Genomic DNA, 18,247 nt, shown 5'->3' on the forward strand with positions numbered 1-18,247 from the left:
CTGAGCTCAACTCACTGTCATTCAGGACGTCATCGCCATCCACAAATTGGATACTATTGACGTCATTGTCTGGATTTCTATCTTCATCCACACCCTTGCCTGGTGCGGTCGTGTCTAATGTCGCCTCATCACGGCCTGGAAGCGATTCGTTTCCAGCCTTATCTTTTTGTGTAGCATCAACATTTAACGTATCGCCGTCAGTTAAGCCATTTTCCGTCCAACGAATGACCCCATTATCGTAACTGAATCCGTCTTCGCTGAAAGTATACTCTGGTGCTTCTTCTGTGCCGGTATTGCTTAGTGTTACTGTGCGTGACGTACCGTCCACATCGATAGTGATGCTCACACTGCCACCTAGCTCTAGCTCAGCGGCATTCACTTCCACCGTCACATCAACGCCATCTTTGGCTTCTTTTGCATTGATCCACGCGTCATCCCCTTCGATATTCACAATTGGGGCACCCGTTGGGTTAGTATCGCCTTTGCCTGGAATGCTTGAATCAGGAACCTGAAACTCTCCAGTCTCCCTGTATACCTTATATTGTTCTAATAATGTTAAACTTTGGGTCTGCGACAAACCAATGGTTTCTAATGACGAAGTATCGAAGTTAGTTTCAGCGATCGTGATTTTACCTACACGTTCAATCTCAGTAGAGGCAGTTAAACTAGAACCACCTTCTTCACCCGCAGCTGGCGCTTCAGTAACTAAACTTGGATCCTCACCATCAGAAATGGCATTTAGAATCTCATTAATATCTTGTGAATAATCAGTAGCTTCAACTGAAACATCACCAGATTCACTATCAATAACAATCTCACCAGGTAACACAGGTTCTCCTGCATTAATCAGTTTTAAATTGCCATTTTTATCAATAACAATAATTTGTTTTGTCTTTTCTGATGTATTAAAAGCCATGAGGTTACTTCCCAAATCCATTTACTTAAAGTATTAATAACTAACTTAGTTATTAATTTTATCAATGAAATTTACCACATAGTTAACATAGTATCTACATTTGAGAAATCATCAAAAACAACGAGATTGAGGATGAAATTTCTTATTAATCGTTTTAATTTCGAATAATTCTAACTCGATCACAAAACGTGAGGTTAATTCCACTTTTCTCGTAATATAAAGTAAGTAAATATATATCTAGAAATAACTTTTAAAAAATCATTTATTAAAATCTTATATTTAAGACTTTTCTATACCTATTTTTATTGTGATTTTAAAAACTCCATCAAGTTAACGATTCTTTTTATATGAGAGACTATTAACTTATAAGTTTTCAATAGGTTAATTTTTGCTTTTTAAATAGAGATCACGTAGCATTTCCTTCATACAAACAAACAAAAAAGACACATAGTAATGACATATCTTCATTACTAACTGACTAATGCAGTTCTCATTGTTCAACTTAAAAAGAAACAATGATTAGGAGAAACATTTTGAAATGGATGAAACTTGCGACTTGCAGTAGCTTGCTCGTTTTTAGCGTATCAACTCAAGCTCAAACGCTAGAACAAGCAATATCGCAAACACTAACAACTAACCCAGAAGTAAAAAAAGCATACAATTCATATTTAAGCTTTGTCGCAGATAGCGATAGTGTTTCTGGAAATTACTTACCGTCGATTGACTTAGATGCTGGAATTGGATTCGAGAGTATTAATCCATCAGATAGCACATCAACACCTTCTACAGACATGACACGTAAAGATGCTACCTTATCGTTAACTCAATTAATTTGGGATGGTTCAAGCACAATTAACGATATGGATAGAACGGAAGCCGAATCCGAATCAGCCCGCTTACAACTCATGTCTTTAGCTGAAAATAAAGCACTCGACGTTTCACAAGTGTATTTAGATGCTGTAAAAGCAACTGAAGTTCTTGCTCTATCTGAAAGTAACCTAGCAATTCACAAAAAGATCTACAAAGACATTAAAAAAAGAGCCGATTCAGGCATTGGCTCTACTGCTGACGTGTCTCAAATAGAAGCGCGTATTGCTCGTGCTCATGGCAATTTACTTGCAGCCCAGAATAATTTATTTGATACACATACCGTATTTACACAAATTGTAGGCTCACCTCCTCAAGCGCTTATTTATCCTCGAGCTGATTCAAATACACTGCCTTTAAGTTTACAAGAAGGTATTGAAAGAGCTTATGAACATCACCCTGTTATCTTAACGGCACAATCAGATATTCAGGCCGCTAAATATCAATACGCTCAATCTAAAAGCACAAACTATCCAACGTTTTCTTTTGAAGCAGCACAAACCTGGCGTGATGATGCTGGTGGTATAGAAGGGAATAGTGATGAATTTTCAGCGATGGTCCGTATGCGTTATAACTTATATAACGGTGGAAGCGACAGTGCACTCTCTGATAAAAGTGCCTACCAATTAAATATGGCAAAAGACTTACGTGATAGTGCTTACCGTAATGTTGAAGAAGGCTTCCGTTTGTCATGGAGCGCTTTAGATTTAACATTACAGCAAAAAGAATTTTTAGCCGACCATGTTGATGCTGCATCAGACACCGTTATCGCTTACGAAAAACAATATAGAATTGGTAAACGTACACTGCTTGATTTATTGAATACTGAAAATGAACTATTTGAAGCTCGTAAATCCTACCTAGATGCTCACTATTCTGAACAGTTCGCTAAATTTAGAGTCTTACATGCAACAGGAACACTTTTACCTTCATTATTAATCGACACTCCAAAAGAGTGGAATTCAACTCAATCTAAAAACGAGGAGATATAAGAATGAAAACCTTAATCTATCCAGCACTTATTACCTCTCTCTTTTTAACTGGTTGTGTATCTGGCGATAAAGATTACATTGAGACACCTAAGTCAGATCAAATTGCCGATCTAAGGGACGATGATTACGATGGTGTAATTAACGCAAGAGATATTTGTCCGGGAACCCCTCGGAGGGCTGAAATTGACAATGATGGTTGTGCTGAATATGTAGAGCACTCTGATAAAAAAGATCTTAAAATTCTTTTTGCGAATGACTCCTCTGAAATTTCACCTATCTTTAAAAGTGAAATCAGAACGATGGCTGAATTCCTAATTGAATACAAAGAAGCATCAATTCAACTTCAAGGCTTTGCAAGTCAACAAGGTAATGCAGAATATAATATCCGTCTCTCTGAATTACGAGCTGCTGCTGTACGCGTTGCACTAATTGAAAACGGTGTAGAACCAAGCAGAATTGAAACCATTGGATTTGGTGATACTTTATTAACTGCTAAAGGTGATTCTGCGGTTAGCCATGCTTTAAATCGACGTGTTGTTGCTACTGTCGTTGGATTTAAAGGCGATGTAGTCAATGAATGGAACATATTTACACGTAAGAAAAAATAACGTTTTTTAAGCTATATGCACTAAAAAAATAGGCAGTGAATTCACTGCCTATTTTATGTTTAAAACAATCAAAATAACTCTAACTCGCAGCCTTTACCTTCCCTGTTTTTAATTCACTCAATACCTGATTCTTTGGCCCATCAGCAATAATATGTCCTTTTTCCATCACAATAATACGATCAACGACATCAAGCATAGATGTTTTATGAGTAATAAGTATTAATGTTTCTGATGGCTTCAAGTGCGATAACTGATTTTTAAATAACATTTCAGAGCGGTTATCCATGCTACTTGTCGGCTCATCAAGTAAAAGTACTGGTGGACGACCAATAAGAGCACGTGCAATAGCAACAGATTGACGTTGGCCACCAGAAAGTAATAAGCCACCTTCACCAACTTGACGCTCTAGACCTGCAGGATCTTGCTGTGTAAATGCAGTTACACCAGCACGATTAGCGGCATCCATCATTTCCGCATCATCAGACTGCTCACGACCTAATACAATATTGTCTCTAATTGAACCATAAAACAAAGTAATATCTTGTGGTACGCAGCCTATATTGCGTCGTACGTCAACATGATGCAGTTGGGAGATATCTGTATCATCAATTCGAACAGAACCCTCTGTGGCTTGATACAAGCCCATAATTAGACGTTCTAAGGTTGTTTTTCCAGAACCAATTCGTCCAATGATAGCAACTTTCTCTCCAGGATTAATCGTCAGACTAATATCACGAACCGCAGCGACTTGGGATTCTGGATAACTAAAGTTCACCTTATCTAGTTCGATTTTGCCTTGAAGAATGGGGCGGTGAATATAACGTTTGCCCCCTTCTTGCTCATCCGGCATGGCCATCAATTGTTCAATAATCGTCATTGATGACTTAGCTTGATTATAACGTGTTGATAGTAAAGATATTTGAACGAGTGGGCCAATCGCTTTACCACTAAGCATAGTAGAGGCAATTAGCCCCCCCATCGTTAAGTCACCATTTGAAATAAGATACACACCAACGATGATCATACCGATATTTACAGATTGCTGAACAAAACCAGCCATGTTCTGAATTGAATCGGTAATACGTCGGCTTTTTATGCTCCAGTTAGATATATGAGTAACTGCTTCTTCCCATTTATATTGAAATTGACTCTGAGCATTAAAGATTTTTAACGTTTCTAAACCAACTAAGCTCTCAATCAAATTCGCATATTTCTGAGAAGCAAGACGGGAGCCTTCTTCTATCGTTTTCTTTAAAGGGCCTTGAATGATTGCAGCATGAATCAGTAATAAAATAATACCAACAATAGGAACCAACACAATCGGCCCAGCAACAAGATAGATCACAAACAAAAATAGTAATGCAAATGGCAGATCAATTAATGCCGCAATAGTCGCTGAAGTGAAAAACTCTCGAATTGATTCGAACTCTTGAAGATGACGGGCAAAAGCACCAACCGAAGGTGGCTTCGCTTCCATTCTTATCCCTAATACTTTTTGAAACAATTTAGCCGAAATTAATACATCAGATTTCTTACCTGCAACATCAATAAAATAACCTCGGACATATTTAAGGATAAAATCAAAAATGAAAACAACAAAAATACCGGAAGCAAGTACCCATAAAGACTCAAAGGCCAAGTTAGGAACGACCTTGTCGTAGACTAATCGCGTAAACATCGGCGTAGCAATCGCAAAAATATTTATTAAGATAGAAGCTATAAATACATCACGATAAATATGCTTAGATTCAAACAAGGTACTCCAAAACCAGTGACCTTCTCGTTTTTTTAAAATCTCCGGAGAACGAGCATCATATCTGAACTGTTTTTTTAATAAAAAATATCGACCGATATATTGCGCAGATAACTCTTCTATTGAAATAGAAATGGGCATCATCCCTGAGTTCGCGGTGATTATTTCTGCTTGCTCATTATCTGCATCAAAACCAATTAAAACACACGACTCTCCGCCCCTAAGTAAAAGGACTGCTGGTAACACAAGCGTTGGGATCTTTAATAATTCGCTTTGATTTTCTTTTGCGACTAATCCGCCTCTCTCAGCCGCACGAGAAAAAAGAAAAGGCGTTAACTTACCATCTTGTAAGGGTAAACCATTAATCAACGCTTCTGGCGAATTAACCTGGCCATAATAGCGCCCAACATAGCAAAGCGAATGTAATAATGAATCTTTCATTTTATTTTCCCTTCACTTTTTCATTAACAAAAAAACCTTGAAAAACATCTACATGGTGTTCAGATAGTAATTCAAGCTGTTCTTTATTTTCTACCCGTGACGCTATCGTTATCACCCCTAAATTTTGGGCCGTTCTAGAAATCGACGCTAAAATATAACGTTGTTTCTCGTCATCCAATTGATGAGTAAATAAATAATCAAGTTTCACATATTTAGGTCTAAAGGTTTCTATGTATTCCAATGATTCAAAATTTCGACCAAAGTTATCTACACCAAATTCAGCACCAGAAGACCGGATCACATTACATAATAATGCCGTATGATCTTCATTCTCAATAAATGACGTTTCTTGGATCTCAAAATGAAGTAATGAAGCAATTGATCTATGTTTCTTTAAGGTATTAGTAAGCCAACGAACAAAGCTTGGACTTTCAATACTTTTATTTGCCAAGTTAATAGCAACAGGTTGAGTAATTTCTTCTGCAACAATGCGTTCAATCATGGTACGAATAACAAACTGATCAAATAGTGTGGTTTCATTTAATTCTTCAAGAGCAAATAAATATTGATTCGCAGAGTAGCGTTGATTATCTTTTTCAATAGATGAAAAAACTTCTTGATGAAATACAACACCAGCACGTGTTGTCGCTAATTGCAGCGTAAAATCAAATAAATGATCATTGATTGCTTCATCCACAAATTGCTTCCATTGCTGCTTACCCATTAGTTCATGAGCACTTTCATCAGCAATATAACCAAACAGTAATTCAGGGTTTGTATGAGCTTGAGTTAACGCATTATCAGCTAAAGATAAGATCTCTGTTGTTGTTTTTCTTGATTCATTAAATACAACGCCAAGGTTTGCATCAATAGGAGCTGTTGCCGTTGGATCTCCCTTTATATCTTGGGTATATGCAATGATATTTTCAGCGGCTAGCTTCAACTCATCCTCTTCAATATTTGGAAAGATAAAACCAAACTCATCAGAATTTAATCGAGTTAAAATAACGTTTGTTGAAGGTAGCGTGATTTTTAATAAATCAGCCAATTCTTTAACTTTCGCATCTCCGGCTTCATACCCTTCTTCTTCATACACTTTATTTATAAAGTTGACTTTAAAAAGTGCAATACCACCTTTTGCTGATTCAGATAGCCAAGTATTTAATTGCGCCATAAAAAAAGATCTATTACCAAGACCTGAAATAGGATCAAGATATACTTTATCTCTCAACTTCTCTGCTTCTTTCGCTTGTGATTTAAAGCTTTGTGCAATGTGTAACGACATCGTATTAATACCGTTGATCACCGCTTCTAAATCTTTTGTTTTTGGTTTCGCGAGTTCATTACTAAAGTTATTCTCTGCAACTTCCTTCATTTTGACAATAATTAGCTGTAATGGCGATAATGCTCGTCGAACAACAAAGGCAATAATAAGGATCCCAAAACTCATCACAATAGCGAACGTGGTTAATAATTGTGTCAATGCATTCCACAACTGTTGATAGGCATAACCTGGGTGAGTAACAATCTCAACTTCTGCTAACTGCAACCAACCACTAGTGATAATACGACTTTCAGAAATAGTTCTAAACAAATGCAGTTTAGAAAACCATTGAGGTACGCTATCCACAAGTAATGGATAGACTCGAACAATCTCATCATCGGTGTTAAACAAAGTTAATCTCACCGCAGAATAATAGCTACCATCAAATAGCGCATTAATAACAGATTCTGCGGCAACTTTATCTTCATTTTCAAGATAAGGGGCTAACGCCAAACCAACAGTATTAATTGTATTATTAACTTCTGAACGTTGTTGATTCTCTAAAAAGGTTTGTGTATTACGTAATTCAATCGCAAAAACTGCAATCATAAGAATTAGAAAGACGACTGTCATCCATGAAACTAACTGTTTATATAATGTCATATCACTACTCATCATAGTTTAAAATTGGGTGGTTTAATCTCAAGCCTTTATTTCTTGCTCGTAAATCATTCCATAAACTTAACCGAGACGATTTACCTGCCTGTTGTCCATTTCCTTTGCCTTTCATTAACCACAGATGCTGACCGTTAAAACTATAAATAGGTAATAGATCAGTCCTTTCTGTCGCTGGCTTTATTTCTTTATCTATATTGTCCAAAATTAATGGGACAGAAGATGGTGTTGGATAATAAGCTAACACCATATGAAACTGATTAAGCTCTAGGGCTTTTAGGTATATAAGCCTTAATTTTTTATCTGATACACCAAGCTCCAACAATGAAAAATATTTTGCTATCGTAAAATCCTCACAATCTCCCGCATTACTTCCTAAAAATTCAAGTGGTGTTGCCCAGTAATCTTTTTTACCCCAAAGCTTAATATCATCAACAAAATAGAGCTGGTTAAAAAATTGGTTCACACTGGCTAACTGTTCTCTTTCTACTTGATTGTCTAACTCTGCAATAAGCTCACGCCATGCATTCACTCGCCTTGATGCCCTTTCTCCATACTCATCTTTAACCGCTTTAATCCAAAGATTATCTTGTTTTGTTAAAGCTATCGTTGCCAAAGAGAATATGCAGAGAGGAATAATGAATAACCACTTATATTTCATTATTTACTTTCTCCTTATCCTACCCATACTCACTCTTTTAATGCTGAGCCTTTTACTTGCATAATAGGTTTAAGTAAATAATCTAAAACACTCCGTTTACCTGTGATGATATCCACTGATGTTGTCATTCCCGGAATAATATAAAACTGTGTTTTTTCAGCTAAGTCTTCTTGAGAGGTACGGATCCGAACTAAATAAAAACTATTGCCTTCTTCATCCTGTATCGTATCAGCACTGATATGCTCTAATGTCCCCTTCAAGCCACCATAACGTGTAAAATCATAAGCACTGAATTTAACGATAGCAGGAAGTCCGGGCCTTAAAAAGGCAATATCTTGCGGTGCAATTTTAGCTTCAATTAATAATGTATCTTCCGTCGGTACAATTTCAATGAGATCCATTCCAGGTTGAATAACACCACCAACGGTATTGATATAAATTTTCTTAATCGTCCCTGTTACTGGAGAAAGTACAACCGTTCGATTAACTTTATCTTTTAAGCCAACTTGTGATTCTGTTAATGATGATAATTTATCTTGTATGCTATTTAATTTCTCTTGCTGCTCTGAACGAAATTTAAGGGCCGCATCAATTCGATTAAGTACCGCTTCTTGAATGGCAGAAGTTAATACTGGGATTTTTAATTCTGTTGAGGTTAACTCACGCTTTGTATCATTCACTTGGCGTTGAAGTTTAAGTAATTCAATTCTAGGAACAACCCCTTCATCAGCTAAAGGTTTTGTGATATCAAACTCTGTCTTTGCTAACCTATAGCTTGCTTTTAAACTTCTAACTCTAGATTTAATTTCAACAAGGTCTTGTTGCTTTTGGCTTACTTGCTGGTCAAATACAAAAATACGATTTTTTAAATTATTCATATCCGCGTTATATTCTGCAAGTTGTCTTCTCACAACAACAGGATTCTCTTTTGTGAATTCTTCATCGAACTTCAGTTTATCTGTTGAAAGTACAACAGACTCTTTCCAACGCTTTCGACTATTAATATCTTGAATTAAGATACTGTCCATCGACGCTGCTAATTGCATTCCACTTGCCGTTAAGTTTATCAGCTGTTTTTTACGCTCTCTAAAATCAGAACGGAAACGAGTATCATCAATTAATAATAGTTGCTGCCCTTTAATTACTTGGTCGCCTTCTTTAACTAGCATCTCTTTAACTAGCCCACCTTCAAGGTTTTGAACGACTTGAAGCTGCGAAGATGGAATAACCTTTCCTTGCCCAACAGTAACCTTATCTATTTCAGCCCATGATGCCCACGCTACTGCTATAAAAAAGAAAGCTGCGATTATCCATAAAATGATTTTAGCGTTTGTTGGAGTATTAAGAAGTAACGCTGCTGTTCTGTCATCGACAAATTCCAGCTCTTCCTTGTTAAGGCGATTCAATCCCTTTTCATTCATTTCAATTTCCCTAGACTACAGTCGGAATGAATAACATTTTCATTACATCAAGAATATAGTATTTAAAGATAAGTCACTAGGTTAATTGATTATATTTTGAGGTTAGGTCTTATTATCGAAGAGAGATTTACAGTGTAAATTGACTATTGAAATCTACTTACGATTTACACTGTAAATTAAGGAGGTTGATGAATGGAGGCTTTACGATTTACAGTGTAAATTATCTAGCATTACTTTTATTGCTTCACGAAGTTTTGTATCCGCATTCTTTCTGCCAATTAAATTACATTCCTGAATAACCTCATTCCATACATTAACTTGAACTATTTTTGTGATGACCAATATCTGCTGTGGCTCAGTTAGGCATAATAAAGAACTGAGATGAGTAAGGACAAATTGACGAAGTTCATATTGAATCAATTCAAAGCCTAATCCACCCGCTGAGAATACTTCAATTCTCTGTTTCATTAACGCGGTTATATTTGCGGGTTCCTTAATTCCGGCAAGTAGACTAACTACATCAGTAACTGCGAGTTCAGAAAAAGTAGACATTAACTGCTCAGGTAAAGATGAAGAGAAATAATCAGTAACAACATGAGACCATTTTCTTGAGGCTTGGCTCAGCGATTTAATCGCTAATAATGAATGTGTACCACTCGCTTTGTCTTTGGTAATACCAAGACGAGCAAATATAAAACCGATACTATGCCAAAAATAATTCAACTCTGAAGTTGAGCCAAAACTGGTACTAAGGTAATCCACACCTAACTTCTTATAATGTAATTCCATAGATTGAATAAATTGAGAACCGATCCCCTGCTGTTGGTAACAAGGTTGAACCGCAATTCTCATAACACGCATACTTGATTGCAATGCAGGCTCATCAATACATAAAGTTTGCGTTAAAGATACAGGTGCCAAATGACCTTTTGGCCGACGTTTCCCCAATTGAATATCTTTAATCAATTCCGCATCTAACTCTCCTTCTTTTGATAACAAAGCACAGCACACAATTTTGTGACTATTGATATCAACCCCTACCCAACAACAAAGAGACGGGTCAGTAAGAAGCAAAAGCCAATCATTAGGTGAGGTTTGGTAATGCGCAGAAACCAATAATGAAAATACCGACTGAGCTAATGCTGGATCAGTGACTAATTCTGTTGAGCTTAGACAATGGTAGCGGACAGTTAAGTCATTAGAAGAAGACAGCGATTCATTTGAGTGCGAATGATGATCCAGTAAAAACACATCCGATAACCACATTTCTAATGGATCGTTATTATTCCAACGGATCGGTTGCGTCATTGATACTAAGTGATAATTAGGACGTAATAGAGCAAGCTGCTTTTTAAATTTAATTTCAAAGCCTCTCCCCGTTCCTTCATAACCGTTAATTGTAGTGGAAAATATCATGCGAGAATAATAAGGTACCAATGAAAGCAGCATAGGAGCAGGAATAGCAGCCGCCTCATCAACGCACAATAAATCTAGATTTGGTTTGCTACGAAGTAATTCGTCGGCTGCGATAAACAGAACCTTAGTTTCATTAATCGTTAGCTGATTTTTATCTATACTTACTTGAGCATTTTTCTGTAAAGCAATTCGTTTTGCGTGTAAAAAAATCTCATCGACACTTGCTCGTTGTGGTGCGGTAATACCAATGGTTAATTTGCGTGAAACCGCTAATTCAGCAATACCAATACCGATGGAGGAAGACTTACCTCTACCACGATCAGCCGTAATAATAAGTGGTCTCTTTGCATGCCCTGTTACGACCTTTTTTATAGCACTTACTGCCGCTTCTTGATCTGTGCTTCGATAGATTGAATTAAGATCATCCATATTCTCTCTCAACAATGACTTATTTGGCAGTACATAATCTAATGTAGATTGATTTAGACACACCATTATATGATTAAAGTGCTGTAACCATTGTGCGATTAATTTAGGTTGAACAACATCGTTAGATTGAATAAAGAAAACTAATCCTCCACCAACAACGGTGCCACACGCAGCATTAATCGCGTTTGCATTAAAGTCATGACTAATATCTATAACTAAACAATCGGTTTCTTGGCCCAGTTTCTTAAGTGCCGATTTCATAGGTGTTGATACAAAACCAGAAATGGATAAATCACCATACAACTCAATATTAGTAAAAAGAGTGCATTCTTGTGTTAAATAAGCCGTAACGACTGACTCACACCAAGTCTTAGAACCTTGTAGTAAAATTGGATAACGAATAAAGCCATCAGTTGCATAAGACGTTATTGTATTTAAAAATGACAGCGCAGAATGCATTGCAAATAGTCCATAAATAAAACGGGAGTGAGTTTTAAATTGTAACATGAGAAAAGTCGATTTAATTCTATCGAGAGAAAAGTCGATTGATAAAAGGAATAATTAATAAAAGAAAATATGACGGGATAAATAGGGAAAAGGTATAATAACCTCTACATTTAAGATTTCATCATTTAGGAAATATCATGCATTTAAGTCAACTAACACAGCCTATCTACCAAAAGCTATATCAAGATATCGAACAATTTAGAAGTACGTTTAACTTAGCAGTAGCATCACCTGAATCATTAGATGAAAAAAATGACCTTCTACATACTTCTTTAGCTATTGAAGAACTGACTGAATTAGCAGAAGCCGACAGTAAAATAGAACAAGCAGATGCAATTGTTGATACAGTTTATGTATTAATGGGACGAGCTGTTCATTTAGGTACTAAACACTTGGAGGATAATCTAAGTATCTCTTACTTAGTAGATTTGTTATTAAACGTAGCTAAGAATCTAAATATTGATTTTCTACCATGTTGGGATGAAGTTCATTCAAGCAATATGAGTAAAGTGTGTAAAACAGAAGAAGAATATCAAGCTACATTCGCTTTCTATGCAGACCAAGGCATTGAATTAATGTCAACAGAGAAAGGTGGTTTTATCATTGCTAAATGTGCTAAAAATGTAGAGCTCGACAATAAAGTAATTAAACAAGGTAAAGTACTAAAATCAGTAAACTACCGCCCAGCAGATCTTGCCCCGCTGGTTTAATTAATCAATTAAATATAAAAAAAGAGCCAGACTTAGTTAACTAAATCTGGCTCTTTTTTATTAAAGATAAACGAGTTTAAGACACTTTTTGGCTGATGTAAGCAAGAATATCTTCCATTAACACATCATCTACTTTCTTCAAGTTAAGCGTTAAAGCTGATCCTTTACGCTTATAAGAAGCACGACCTTTAACTAATTCAGTACTTAGTGGCTTAGCAGCTTCTCTTTTAGGTAGTAGATCTTCAACCCAAACCTCAATAAGTTCAGTGACTTCTTTCGTCATTCTGCTTACACCAAGGGCTGTAGAACGCGTCCAAACAGCTCCTTGTTCACCAGCACATTGTCCAAGTAAGGTTTTTTGTTCCTCGCCAGATAACATATTATAGAGCTTATGAAGCTTAACAACGGTTGGGCGACCAATCTCACTCACACTTGGATAGGCTTGTAATAACTCTAAAGGTAATGTTGCTGCTTTTAGAGCTCCACTAACTAGAGCTTCACTACACTGACATACTTTAGCAAGTTCTTTTTGGTCAGCGACATCACCACGAGCAAGCATCGCATGCATCTCTTTACCACGTTCATATAGAGATAGCGGTTTGTGTGCGTTAGCTACATCAGAAAGAAATTTAGCGTGCTTTGTATTAATGCCTTCAGCAACATAAATTAAAAAGTCCTTCTCTGCCAAAATACATGACATACGACGACGACTACCGTCAAGAACCTCAATTTTTCCGCCTTCAACAATACGACCCACAGCAGGATATTGCTGACCACGATCACGTAATGTCGTTAAAATATCAGATAAAGCATGCTCAGTTAAAAATGACTGCTCACGTGCATTCTCAGCAAAAACAACGGTAGAATTACGCACTTCATTCGCAGGAATTTTACGTAACTCAAACGTCACCATATCCTCGCCAGCTACCGCTAATTCAATCACTTGAGCTTGAGATTTTGCTGCTTTTTGCGCTTCTACTGGGGTTGTAGCTCTACGCTTATTTGTTTTACCAAACAGTTTTGCGTTTAAATCAGACGTTTTAATTGCCATAGATTAGTACTCCCCTTTATTTAACGAATTCCAGTGACTATGCAAAACACGCTCAAATTCTAATGCACATTTCTTCACTGCATCTTGAGCAACTGCCAATGTTTTCTTACCTCCTTCAAAATCAGCCGCAGTTAAATCAAAAACAGTACTGTAAGTATCAGCACAAATTTCAAAAGCTCGACTTCTTGGGATAGTTGCCATCATCACTTGATCGCCTAACAGGTAATTCATCTCCGTTAATACTGATACTTGTTTTTTATTATCATCTTCAAACATCGTTGGCATTAAACGAACAAACTCTAAACCATGCCAATCTTCAGGGAACATTTCATAAACCGTTGGTAAATGTTGAAAAAAGTTCACTGTTGATGCCCAGTCTAAACGCTTAGCTGCACATGGAATTAATAATGAGTTCGATGCATACATGGCATTCCACACCAGAGGATCAACGTGTGGACCGGTATCAATCATGATGACATCAAATTGGTCTGCAATAGGATCGATAACTTTTTCTTTCAATAACTTAACGATATCTAAAGAGCCATTAGTTGATAAATCTTGCCACGCTTCAGCATTAAACATCGCATCTTCAGGGAATGCTGAAATCGTTTTTAAATTTGGATATTGTGTATTTAAAAGCACATTTTTAGCCATAAATTGACCATCAATGACCTCATTTTCAGGCACGTTATCTAACATAATATCAACGGCTGAATAAATAGTATCTTGCTCAAAAACACTGATTTGAGGGTTTAAAAATAAACGCAATGAACCTTGAGGGTCTAAATCGATTAGGCAGATACGGTAACGTTTTTCTAAATTTAACGCCAAGCAAGCAGCCAAATGTACAGCAGACATTGACTTACCAGTCCCCCCTTTCTGATTCTGAACATTTACAACCCAAGGCTTATTATTTACATTTTTCTTTTGCTCATGGAAAGCTAGCATTCCTGCCGCATCCATCAACATATGAGCTTCTGTTAATGAAATAGAATAATGATTTGCGTTATTTTTTGTAAATTGATGGCCTTCTGACTCTAAACGAGTAATCGCTTCATCTAACTTTCTTCTAGTTAAACCAGAACGAGTTTCCATCATTGCTTTAGACATTGGAGGAAAGTGCTCATCATTTCTTTCTTCAAGAACCAATTCAATACGATCAGATTGTACTTGTTTTGTCTGTTCAGCCAATGCAGCCAAATTAGCAATGGTTTTTTCTCTATTCATAATATTCGCCAGTAATCAAACTATGAAAGGAATTGTACAGCATTAGACGCCAACCACAACAAATTGCTGAACATTTATTTAATTATGTGATATTCATTAAAAAGAGAGCATTACTAACAAAGCTGTAATTTATGTTAAATACGTCCTAATTTTTAGCTCTATAACTCATGGTTAATACCTTATAAATAAAACTGTGACAGGGTCACTTAATGGGATTTACAGTGTAAATATCTACGGAAGCGTGAAATAAAGCTCACATATTACGGCTATTGTATTTTCAATAAAAAAAGCAAAAAAATATAACAAAAATAGCTTATCTAAAAGAGTAAAAATATGACAATAGATAGGAAGCATGAAGCATGATCAAGGGCCAAATTATCAAGAATTCAAGCAATATACACTGTAAATTGAATTTTAATAAAAGGAAGCATGATCAAGTAGATAAAGATAACGGAAGCATGATACTGCTCTCATAAATTACAGTGGATGTATATCCTAAAAGGGTTCGTAGAAGATCTAATTAGATATGATCAGATTCAAAAGTTAAAATCATCACTTGATCATGCTTCTGGATCTAATAAAATAGCATAAGTGAGATCTAAATATAGGATTAATAGAAATCATTTTGAAATAAAAGACGTAAAATCAAATAAACGATAACAAAATCCTCTAAAATTAAATTTATCATCAAACGAAAGGCTATAAACCAGACAAAACAGAAGCGATCTGTGGATAACCTGTTAGCATTCCATGATCATTCTTCGATAAAGCTCATGATCATAGGTTCATTATGATTATGATCATGCTTTTGAATATTAGTGATCATAGATCCGACCACATACTGATCATGCTTTCTAAAAACTCTTGATCATGCTTTCATTGCGCAAAAAAATAACCGTTTTAAATACAACGACTTATAAGCGAAAAACCAACCAGATCATAGATCATTATAATCATAAAGATCAGTATTAATCATAAAGATCAGTTTAAAAGAATAATAATTTTTTCCTTTCTTTAAAGATCTAATTCATTTAATCTATGCGAAAGAATGATTAAAATACAATGAATGTCAGTTGAAAATGAATCATATAAAAACAGCAGATAACGAAAAGATCTATATTCCCCTTCCAAGAGATCACAAAGGAGGACACTTATTTGAAATACCAACTAATTTAGTTGATTGGATCACCCAATATCAACATTTTAAAGGTGTCACAAAAAGTATTTTAGAATTAATGAATTTAATTTCGTTAAAAGGATTTTCATCAACTGATGGTTTAGTTTCAACAACTGAAATTATAGAAACAACAGATGGACATCTCACTAGAGCTGCAATCCAACAACGTTTACGTACTGCGGTAAGTATCGGATTATTCGATCAATATCCAGTTCGTTTCGAACAAGGACTTGCAGGAAAAACGATGTTGCATAAATTTATTAATCCATCACATTTAATTTCAACATTAGGCATAACAAGTTTAAAATCTGCACAGAGTCATGAACAAGAAAAACAAAAACGTTCAAAAGCATTAGCTCAAACTCAAGTTAATCGTCAGTTTTTAACAGATCATGGATTAGGGATCCCGCCAAGCATGAGAGATGAAGCTGATCAATTTGTTGTTTCTCCAACGAATTGGGCGGGTATTATAGATCAAGCGCTTGCTCCACCACGTACTCGAAAAAATTATCAAAAAGCAATGGTTGCAATCTCAGGAACGAAAGCGATCATAGAAACAAGATCATCAAAAAACATCATGACTGTCGATGATCTTATGACTTTATTCGCGTTATTTACCTTAACCGTTCAATATCATGATCATCACCAGGATGATTATCATATTCAAACCAAAACAATGGGCAATAAAACCCCAATTTACATCACTGATATTCTAACGTTACGAGGTAAGAAAGATTCAGGCCCTGCCCGTGACTCTATTCGTGAAAGTATTGATCGTATTGAATTTACTGATTTCCAACTTCATGAGCTTACAGGTCGTTGGCTAAGTGAAAATATGCCAAAAGGCTTTAAAAGTGATCGTTTCCGTTTCTTAGCTCGAACAATCACAGCCTCTGATGAAGCACCAAAAGAAGGCAAAGATGGTGAAATTAAAATTAAGCCTAATTTGTATATTTTAGTGTGGGAACCTTCATTTTATGATGAGTTATTGACTAAAGATTACTTCTTCCTGTTTCCACCAGAGATCTTAAAGCAACATACATTGGTATTTCAGCTCTATAGCTTCTTCAGAAGCCGTCTAGCGCGTCGAATGACTGATAACTTACTCCTAAGTGAGATAAATCAAAAACTCGCTCGTAACGTGGATTGGAGACGTTTTTCATTAGATCTTATTCGAGAATTAAAGAAATTAGCCAAAGATAAAGTGACTGATGAGTTATTTATTGTAAATCTTTGGGGCTATCATCTGACGATCTCAATGCTGAATAACAATGAAAAGCTTCCTGATTACCAGGTGGACATTCGTTGTGATCCTGAAGAAGTAATCCGTTATTCACGAGCAAGAACGACAAATGCAGGAAAACGCAATATGGCACCAACCATGCCAAACCCATTGCGTAATGAGATCATGCCTAAGCAACAGCTTGATCAGCTTTCCACGATCATTGATGGTGAATTTGAACCCATTAAACGTAACAGCCCTAATAAATCGGGTCGTTTAGGTCGTAGGGTAAAGCTTCGTAAACATTCAGCTGAAATTAATGCTGATGAGTTAACTATTACTTTAACTAAATACACGTCAGAACAAGCGTTAGAGCGCAGTATTACTGCATTATCGGCAATGACAGGTCACAGCTCGTCATCGATCTCTGAAGAGTGTAAAGAGCTGCAAGGTAAACTTGATTATTTAAAAGTAGGGGGAGAAGTTCTACCCTATGAAACCTTAAGTAAAACGATTGAATTTTACAATAACCAAGATCATGGTAAGCATTTATCCATTGAGAACTTGATCGCAGGTCTTGCTGTACGGAGAAAGATCAGTAAATTGGTTTTTTCCCAGAACTATGATCAAGATGTTTTACGTGCTTTGGATGAAATGGCGGGATAGTTACACATCTAACTTTTATTGTTTTCAATAATTGTATTGGCGAGCCTAAGTGCTCGTCTTTTTTTATCTGTCAATAAATCCTTCTAACACTCCCCGTATCCTATGGGACCATGATCATTCTTCCATTGTAAAATAAGGCTTTATCAAGAACATCTCTCGTATTTCATCTCATTTTTTATTACTCTATGACCCTTAATGATCTCTATTAATTTGAAAGTAGAAGTAGATCATGATTGAACGGCAA

Annotated in this window: 11 protein-coding genes and 1 pseudogene; 4 read left to right on the forward strand and 8 right to left on the reverse strand. The window is 36.2% G+C overall.

Features of this window, described 5'->3' with window-relative positions:
• A pseudogene (locus Q1K78_RS13475) lies at positions 1-916 on the reverse strand (hypothetical protein); the annotation flags it as partial.
• A gap of 542 nt (positions 917-1,458) precedes the next feature.
• On the opposite strand from Q1K78_RS13475, the gene Q1K78_RS13480 reads away from it, so the two are divergent.
• A complete protein-coding gene (locus tag Q1K78_RS13480; protein WP_300179794.1) occupies positions 1,459-2,775 on the forward strand; it encodes a TolC family outer membrane protein in 1,317 nt (438 codons plus the stop codon).
• A 2-nt stretch (positions 2,776-2,777) separates the two neighbouring features.
• Positions 2,778-3,383 (forward strand): OmpA family protein, encoded by a 606-nt coding sequence (locus Q1K78_RS13485; protein ID WP_300179731.1) that lies wholly within the window; start codon positions 2,778-2,780, stop codon positions 3,381-3,383.
• 79 nt (positions 3,384-3,462) lie between these two features.
• On the opposite strand, the gene Q1K78_RS13490 is transcribed toward Q1K78_RS13485, so the two are convergent.
• The 5 genes from Q1K78_RS13490 to Q1K78_RS13510 form a co-directional block, all read right to left on the reverse strand.
• Positions 3,463-5,577 (reverse strand): type I secretion system permease/ATPase, encoded by a 2,115-nt coding sequence (locus Q1K78_RS13490; RefSeq protein WP_300179734.1) that lies wholly within the window; start codon positions 5,575-5,577, stop codon positions 3,463-3,465.
• A gap of 1 nt (position 5,578) precedes the next feature.
• On the reverse strand, positions 5,579-7,504 hold the full coding sequence (locus Q1K78_RS13495; protein WP_300179737.1) for an EAL domain-containing protein: 1,926 nt from the start codon (positions 7,502-7,504) through the stop codon (positions 5,579-5,581).
• A 4-nt stretch (positions 7,505-7,508) separates the two neighbouring features.
• A complete protein-coding gene (locus tag Q1K78_RS13500) occupies positions 7,509-8,177 on the reverse strand; it encodes a transglutaminase-like cysteine peptidase (RefSeq protein ID WP_300179740.1) in 669 nt (222 codons plus the stop codon).
• A 29-nt stretch (positions 8,178-8,206) separates the two neighbouring features.
• Positions 8,207-9,598: an HlyD family type I secretion periplasmic adaptor subunit gene (locus tag Q1K78_RS13505; RefSeq protein ID WP_300179743.1), complete on the reverse strand. Its 1,392-nt coding sequence runs from the start codon at positions 9,596-9,598 to the stop codon at positions 8,207-8,209.
• A 201-nt stretch (positions 9,599-9,799) separates the two neighbouring features.
• Positions 9,800-11,950, reverse strand: a complete 2,151-nt coding sequence (locus Q1K78_RS13510; RefSeq protein WP_300179746.1) for a GNAT family N-acetyltransferase — start codon at positions 11,948-11,950, stop codon at positions 9,800-9,802.
• 137 nt (positions 11,951-12,087) lie between these two features.
• Here Q1K78_RS13510 and Q1K78_RS13515 point away from each other — a divergent pair, with 137 nt between their 5' ends.
• Positions 12,088-12,660: a nucleoside triphosphate pyrophosphohydrolase family protein gene (locus Q1K78_RS13515; RefSeq protein WP_300179748.1), complete on the forward strand. Its 573-nt coding sequence runs from the start codon at positions 12,088-12,090 to the stop codon at positions 12,658-12,660.
• 76 nt (positions 12,661-12,736) lie between these two features.
• Here Q1K78_RS13515 and Q1K78_RS13520 read toward each other — a convergent pair whose 3' ends face one another.
• Both Q1K78_RS13520 and Q1K78_RS13525 read right to left on the reverse strand, forming a co-directional pair.
• Entirely contained in the window at positions 12,737-13,711 is a 975-nt protein-coding gene (locus Q1K78_RS13520; protein ID WP_300179751.1) for a ParB/RepB/Spo0J family partition protein, read from the reverse strand.
• A gap of 3 nt (positions 13,712-13,714) precedes the next feature.
• The gene (locus tag Q1K78_RS13525; RefSeq protein ID WP_300179754.1) at positions 13,715-14,938 is read right to left on the reverse strand and encodes a ParA family protein; all 1,224 of its coding nucleotides are present in this window, start codon (positions 14,936-14,938) and stop codon (positions 13,715-13,717) included.
• Between the two features lie 1,079 nt (positions 14,939-16,017).
• On the opposite strand from Q1K78_RS13525, the gene Q1K78_RS13530 reads away from it, so the two are divergent.
• A complete protein-coding gene (locus tag Q1K78_RS13530) occupies positions 16,018-18,003 on the forward strand; it encodes a replication initiator protein RctB domain-containing protein (RefSeq protein WP_300179757.1) in 1,986 nt (661 codons plus the stop codon).
• Positions 18,004-18,247 lie beyond the last annotated feature (244 nt).

It is taken from the genome of uncultured Aliivibrio sp. (genome assembly GCF_946479765.1).
Lineage (GTDB): Bacteria > Pseudomonadota > Gammaproteobacteria > Enterobacterales > Vibrionaceae > Aliivibrio.